The organism is Enterobacter sp. KBR-315C3_2022, from assembly GCF_041399425.1.
In the GTDB taxonomy this organism is placed as follows: domain Bacteria; phylum Pseudomonadota; class Gammaproteobacteria; order Enterobacterales; family Enterobacteriaceae; genus Enterobacter.
Genome location: NZ_JBGKEB010000002.1, coordinates 365,614 through 372,063, shown reverse-complemented (window position 1 = coordinate 372,063; position 6,450 = coordinate 365,614). Strand labels below are relative to the sequence as shown.

The 6,450-nt window shown below is 54.2% G+C and carries 6 protein-coding genes; 2 read left to right on the top strand and 4 right to left on the bottom strand.

All coding sequences use genetic code 11. The features are described 5' to 3' along the window. Positions 1–183: 183 nt before the first annotated feature. Complete coding sequence (gene pbpG, locus AB8804_RS04495) at positions 184–1,104, bottom strand: D-alanyl-D-alanine endopeptidase (protein WP_371183486.1); 921 nt, start codon at positions 1,102–1,104, stop codon at positions 184–186. Positions 1,105–1,269: 165 nt separating this feature from the next. Then, a complete protein-coding gene (locus tag AB8804_RS04490) occupies positions 1,270–1,857 on the bottom strand; it encodes a Yip1 family protein (RefSeq protein ID WP_371183484.1) in 588 nt (195 codons plus the stop codon). A 156-nt stretch (positions 1,858–2,013) separates the two neighbouring features. Here AB8804_RS04490 and AB8804_RS04485 point away from each other — a divergent pair, with 156 nt between their 5' ends. Both AB8804_RS04485 and AB8804_RS04480 read left to right on the top strand, forming a co-directional pair. Beyond that, the gene (locus AB8804_RS04485) at positions 2,014–2,583 is read left to right on the top strand and encodes a DedA family protein (protein WP_371183482.1); all 570 of its coding nucleotides are present in this window, start codon (positions 2,014–2,016) and stop codon (positions 2,581–2,583) included. A gap of 129 nt (positions 2,584–2,712) precedes the next feature. Then, positions 2,713–3,684, top strand: a complete 972-nt coding sequence (locus tag AB8804_RS04480; RefSeq protein WP_371183480.1) for a glycosyltransferase family 2 protein — start codon at positions 2,713–2,715, stop codon at positions 3,682–3,684. Positions 3,685–3,721: 37 nt separating this feature from the next. On the opposite strand, the gene mdtQ is transcribed toward AB8804_RS04480, so the two are convergent. Together mdtQ and dusC are read right to left on the bottom strand one after the other, a co-directional pair. Continuing rightward, positions 3,722–5,140 carry a multidrug resistance outer membrane protein MdtQ gene (gene mdtQ, locus AB8804_RS04475; RefSeq protein ID WP_371183478.1) on the bottom strand — a complete coding sequence of 473 codons (1,419 nt, stop codon included), beginning with the start codon at positions 5,138–5,140 and terminating at the stop codon, positions 3,722–3,724. 330 nt (positions 5,141–5,470) lie between these two features. Next, positions 5,471–6,403 (bottom strand): tRNA dihydrouridine(16) synthase DusC, encoded by a 933-nt coding sequence (gene dusC / locus AB8804_RS04470; protein ID WP_371183476.1) that lies wholly within the window; start codon positions 6,401–6,403, stop codon positions 5,471–5,473. Positions 6,404–6,450 lie beyond the last annotated feature (47 nt).

Here is a 6,450-nt window from a genome sequence, read left to right as displayed (position 1 = left end):
CATCCGTGCGCCTCGCCCCGGCCTACGGTCAACGCCTCAGCGATTTTCAGCCGGACCAGGGGACCGCTGTAAGTCTTTTATTATCCTGTAATTTTTTCATTGCTTTAAGAGTAAAAAATTACTGGGGAACCCTCAACCCCGTGGGAGAGGCTTGGGGTGAGGGCACCAGACCGCAGAGACAACCTAATCGTTCTGCGCCGTCGCCATCTGTTCCGCTTTCTGCTTCTTGTAGGTCAGCGCCGCGGCCGGCACCGGCTGCACTTTCCCGGTCTCAATCCAGGTACGCAGGCGGCTGGCGTCCGCAAAGTGGGTGTATTTGCCAAACGCGTCCATCACCACCAGCGCCACCGGTTTGCCATTGAACACGGTGCGCATCACCAGGCAGTGGCCCGCCGCGTTGGTAAAGCCGGTTTTGGTTAGCTGAATGTTCCAGTTTTCGCGGTAAACCAGATGGTTAGTGTTACGGAACGGCAGCGTGTAGGACGGATTAGAGAACGTCGCCATATCCTCACGGGTGGTGCTGAGCTGGCCGATCAGCGGGTACTGCTTGCTGGCAATCAGCATCTTTGTAAGATCGCGCGCCGTCGACACGTTGTGAATCGACAGGCCGGTCGGCTCGACAAAGCGGGTGTTGGTCATGCCCAGCGATTTGGCTTTGGCATTCATCGCGCGAATAAATGCGTCATATCCGCCCGGATAGTGGTGCGCCAGGCTTGCCGCCGCGCGGTTTTCTGACGACATCAGCGCCAGCAGCAGCATATTTTTGCGGCTGATTTCGCTGTTCAGGCGCACGCGAGAGTAGATTCCCTTCATCTCCGGCGTGTGGCTGATATCCACTTTCAGCGTTTCGTCCAGCGGCAGCCGTGCGTCAAGCACCACCATCGCCGTCATTAATTTTGTGATTGAGGCAATCGGTCGCACCAGATCGGGATGGCTGGCGTAGATCACCTTATTGGTATTGAGATCGACAATCATCGCGCTGCCGGACGCAATTTGCGGTTGAGCAGCCGGCGCGGCGGCTGTCGCGGCGGCCATCGCCGGCACGGCCGCAGACGCACCGAGGATTAGCGCAAGGCTAAGTAAAGAGACACGGAATTTCAGCATGGTGAGACTTCTGATAGTGAATCAGGCACGTATTGACGTACGCCGCCTGCGCGTATGAAAAACGCAGGCTGGCTACGGCATCATAGCGGTCACCGTGAAATGTCGCCAGCGGATAATCATGAACGGATGCTGCGCTGCTGCAATTGCGCCAGCAGCGCAGTGAACTTAGAAAAGACGGTATCCGTAGCCCCACAGAATCACCGTCAGCGCCAGCAGCGCCTCCAGAACCAGCACGCCGATAGCCAGCGTGGAGCTGGAGAAGCTCAGGCCCTCTTCTTTATTGATGTTCAGGAACGTGGGTATGCCCAGATACAGCAGATAACCCGTGTAAAAGAGCGCAAGCGTACCGATAAGGGCGCACAGCCAGACCAGGGGATAGAGCGCAACGATGCCGCTTAAAAACAGCGGAGTCGCGATATATCCGGCAAATATCATACAGTTCGCCAGAGAAGGCCGTTGAGGATAGTTGCGCGCCATCCAGTGGATCACGCGCCCCATCACGGCCACCCCCGCCAGCATGACGCCGTAGAACAGAATGGCCAGATAGAGCCCGGTAAACCAGGAGAGCTTCACCACGGTGCCATCACCGAAGTTCCAGCCTATTTGCGTGGTGCCAATGAACGCGCAAATCACCGGCACCGCCGCCATCAGCAGCACGTGGTGGGTATAGTGATGCGCAACCGTTTCGTTCTCATTTCTGATCACGTGCATTTCACGATCGGGATGGGAGAAAAGTCCCCAGACATGGTTCATAACGCCCCCTTGTTGTCGGCCCGTCATCGATACCTCAAGTATAATGCAGGCTGTAGATTATTTTGTGTACAGCACTAAATTTGCCCCCGAGGCCGCGTAATCCATAGATGGGGTGTATCATTAACGGAGGAAAAACAAGGAGACGACGCGTACTTAATGGATATCAACGGTCTGATTGAACAATACGGATACGCCGCGCTGGTGGTTGGCAGCGTGGCGGAGGGCGAAACCATCACGCTTTTGGGCGGGGTTGCAGCGCATCAGGGATTGCTAAAATTTCCGCTGGTGGTTGCCGCCGTGGCGCTGGGCGGCATGATTGGCGACCAACTGCTCTACTTTCTGGGATTACGCTTCGGGCCTACCCTGCTTGAGCGCTTTTCGAAGCACCGCAAAAAAATCAGCCGGGCGCAAAGGCTGATCCAGCGTCACCCTTACCTCTTTGTGATCGGCACCCGCTTTATGTACGGCTTTCGGATCGTGGGCCCGATCCTCATCGGCGCGAGCCGCCTGCCGCCGAAAATTTTCCTGCCGCTGAATATTCTCGGAGCCATCGCCTGGGCGCTGATTTTCACCTCGCTCGGCTACGTCGGGGGCGAAGTCATTGGCCCGTGGCTGCACAATTTCGACCAGCACGTGAAGCACTGGGCGTGGCTGATTCTGGTGGTCGTCGGCGTGGTTGCGGTGAGGCTATGGCTGAAGCACCGGGAGAATAAGCGGGAAGATTAGCCGTGCGGTCCTGCGCCGCCCGCGAGTTTTAAGGAAGGCGCAGTGACCTGGTCCAAAAAAATCAGACAGTAATAGACTGTTGGTGTATTATTGCACAAAAAATTTTGCGTTAATTTATTTGAGATCGCTATGAGTAACATTGTTTTTAGTATCATTATACCTACACACAACAATGAAAATTATATTTTCTCATCATTGATGTCAGTGCTGAAACAAGCTAACGATACTATGGAGATCGTCATCATCAATGATGGCTCAACCGATCGCACGCATGATGAAATACTCCGCGCATTAGCGACAAAACACACGGCCAATGTTAAATATATACAGCAAGACAACAAGGGTATCTCTGCAACCCGAAACGTTGGATTAGATTTATCATCGGGTGAATATATACTGTTTATTGACGGTGACGATCTGTGGTTCGACAACTTGATGGACGTTATTTATCCCATCGTCAAGAATGAAAAGCCCGATTTGATCGACTTTGAGTACATTCGGTTCAATGATGACGCGGAGTTACCTGAAAAATCGCAGATAAAAGACGTGCAGCATGCGATTCATAAGAATAGCGATAGCGTATTACGCGAGCGTTTCAAACGCTCTCACTGGCACGTCTGGAGCCGGGTCTTCAGGAAAGACATTCTCGGAGACCACAAATTTCCAAACAGTGGTCGATATGAAGACATGTACTTCACGCCATGGTTATATTTTAAATCAGAAAACATTGTGTCTATTAAAGCACCTCTGTACTTATACAGAACTAACCATAGCGGCATCACGCAAAACCTGCTTGTTGACGATATAAACAACATGACTGACACGCTTGAGCATACTATCAGTGAATTTGATTCGCATGCTCATACGCCGAAAAAACAAGAATTATTAAAGCTGGTCATTCTAAACTGTCTGTTAGAAATAAAAACCATCCATAAAAAAATATATGGTTATTATAAATACGATAAAAAAATATGCGATATCATCAAGAGATCCTCAGTTTTCATTGATAAGAATGAAACAAAAGGATCTATTGTTTTTCATATGAAACATCCTCATTTAATAACGAAAGTCTCTAAATTTCTCTACGCTTTCAAACGGTAGTTCGTAGCGCCTGTTGTACTTCGCGCTACGATCCTTTTCACCCGTGATGATAGCCGCCGCCCAGCGCTGAGGTCAGCTGCAGGGTGGCGTCCAGGTACTGGCCCTTTAAGGTCAAGCCGGAGATCTTCTCCTGCAGGGCCGGGATTTTCGCCTCGCTGACGCGCGAGCCCGCAATCAGCCCTGCATTAAAGCGCGCCTGCGCGAGCGTAACCACCCTTGCGGCATCGTGCTCTACGCGCTGGTGCTGCTGGTTTTTGCTGGTCAGCGTCTCAACCTCGCTGGCGGTGCGCGCGACCTGGTTTACCGCATCCACCACCGCCTTGTTGTAATCGGCAACGCTGAGATTGTTCTGCGCCTGGGCGATATCCAGCTGCGCGTTGAGGCGACCGCTGTCAAAAATCGGCAGCGTGAAGCCGCCCGTCACGCCCATCTGCTGCGCGGAATGGCGTAAAAGATCGCTCAGGTGCAGGGCATCCTGCTGCAAAAACGCCATCAGGTTGACGTCGGGATAGAACGCCGCTTTGGCCGCATCAACGTTATTCATCGACGCTTCGATATACCAGCGCGCTTCCTGAAGGTCCGGGCGACGCGCCAGCAGCTCATAGCCCAGCGTCGTAGGTAAAGAGGCCTCAACGGCCGGAAGATCGCGGCGCGTGAGCTTCACCGATGCCGTATTGGTCAGCGCCTGGAGCCGCGCCTCAATGGCCTTCATCTTGCCCGCGGCGTCGGCCATATGCTCTTCGGTTTTGCTGGCATTGATATCGGTTTCGACGCCCTCAATGGACGAGGTGATCCCGTGCTGGTAAAGCTGTTTATCCGCCGAGATGATATTATTCTGCTCCTGGCGGATATCGCTCAGCACGCCGTAGATCGCCGATTCGGTTTGCCATTCCCAGTAGAGCCGCGCCACGCTGGTGGCAAGCAGCTGGCGGGTCTGCTCGAGCTCCGCCTTTTGCGCGTTCACTTTGCCAATGCGCGCCTCAACCAGGTCACGGTTTTTCCCCCAGAGATCCAGATCCCAGCCCGCCGTCAGGCCGAACGTGCCGTTGGTATACCACGGCCCGGTTGTGCCCGCTGCGGGATCGGTCAGCGCAAACGGGCCCATTAAGCCTTCTGCCGACATTTTCTGGCGCTCAAGGTCAGCAGAAAAATCAACCTGCGGACCGTCGGCGGCCATCGCGGCTTTCGCCTGGGCTTCTGCGAGCGTGATGCGCTGACGGGCAATCTGCATATCCGGGGCATTGCTCAGGGCTTTTGCAATCAGTGAATCCAGCTGCGGGTCGTTATACTCTTTCCACCACGCGTTTTTCGGCCAGTCGACGTGGCTCAGACGCGCGTTAACCCCAGCGGCGACCGGCTGGGTTTTAATGGCTGATACCGAGGGATGCTGCGGCGCGCACGCGGCGAGCGTAAAGATTAGCGGAGTCGTCAGGGCTAAAAGAAAAGAACGTTTCATCACGTCATGCACTCAAAAATTAAAGGCGCAAATTACGCCTGGCGCCGCTCTTTTTTTTAGTAACCCGTGGCAATCCACACGTTGTCATACAATCACATAATTGGAAAATTATTCGCCAATCCAATCAATAAATTACATGCATTCACTGCAATTATATTTTCACGCGCCGAGGGGCTGCTACACTTGATAGGACAAACATGCACAGGAGAGGCAAATGAAGATATTACTTTGGATTATTTTGATTATTTTTCTGATTGGGCTGCTGGTGGTAACAGGCGTATTCAAGATGATATTCTGAGTGAACGGCCCCGCATTTTTCCGGGCCGTTTCTTATTTGGACTGGATCACGCTGGCAATTTCGGCAGAGGTTTGCAGCGCGCGGATCTCCTGAAAAAGCCCCAGCGCTTCGCTGTACTCCTTTCGCAGATAGCTCAGCCACTGCTTAATGCGCGCAACGTGATATAACCCGGTATCACCCTGCTTTTCGAGACGACTGTATTTTTTCAGCAGCGTGACCACCTCTTCCCACGGCATGCGCGGCTCGTTGTATTTCACCACCCTGCTCAGATTAGGCACGTTCAGCGCGCCGCGGCCTATCATCACCGCATCGCAGCCAGTTGCCTTAAGGCAGGCCTGAGCGCTGTCGTAGTCCCAGATTTCGCCGTTGGCGATAACGGGAATAGAAAGCCGCTTGCGGATCTCGCCAATCGCCTGCCAGTTAATGCGCTCGGCCTTGTAGCCGTCTTCCTTAGTACGACCATGCACCACCAGCTCGGTGGCGCCCGCCTGCTGTACCGCATCGGCAATCTCAAACTGCCGCGCGTCGCTGTCCCAGCCCAGCCGCACCTTTACCGTGACCGGCAGATCGGACGGCACCGCCTCACGCATCGCTTTTGCGCCGCGGTAAATAAGCTCCGGATCTTTCAGCAGGGTCGCGCCGCCGCCGCTGCCGTTGACCAGCTTCGACGGGCAGCCGCAGTTGAGATCGACGCCCCAGGAGCCCAGCTCAACCGCGCGGGCGGCGTTTTCCGCCAGCCATTGCGGATGCTGGCCCAGCAGCTGAATGCGCACCCGCGTGCCGGATGCGGTGCGGCTCTGGCGATGCAGCTCCGGGCAGAGCCGATAGAACGATTTTGCTGGCAGCAGCATATCCACCACGCGCAGGAACTCCGTCACGCAGAGATCGTAATCATTTACCTCGGTCAGCAGCTCGCGCACGAGCGAGTCGAGCACGCCTTCCATAGGGGCCAGCAAAACACGCATATCAGTACCTGAAAAAAAAGACGCGCTATAGTTGCATGTAAACTTTG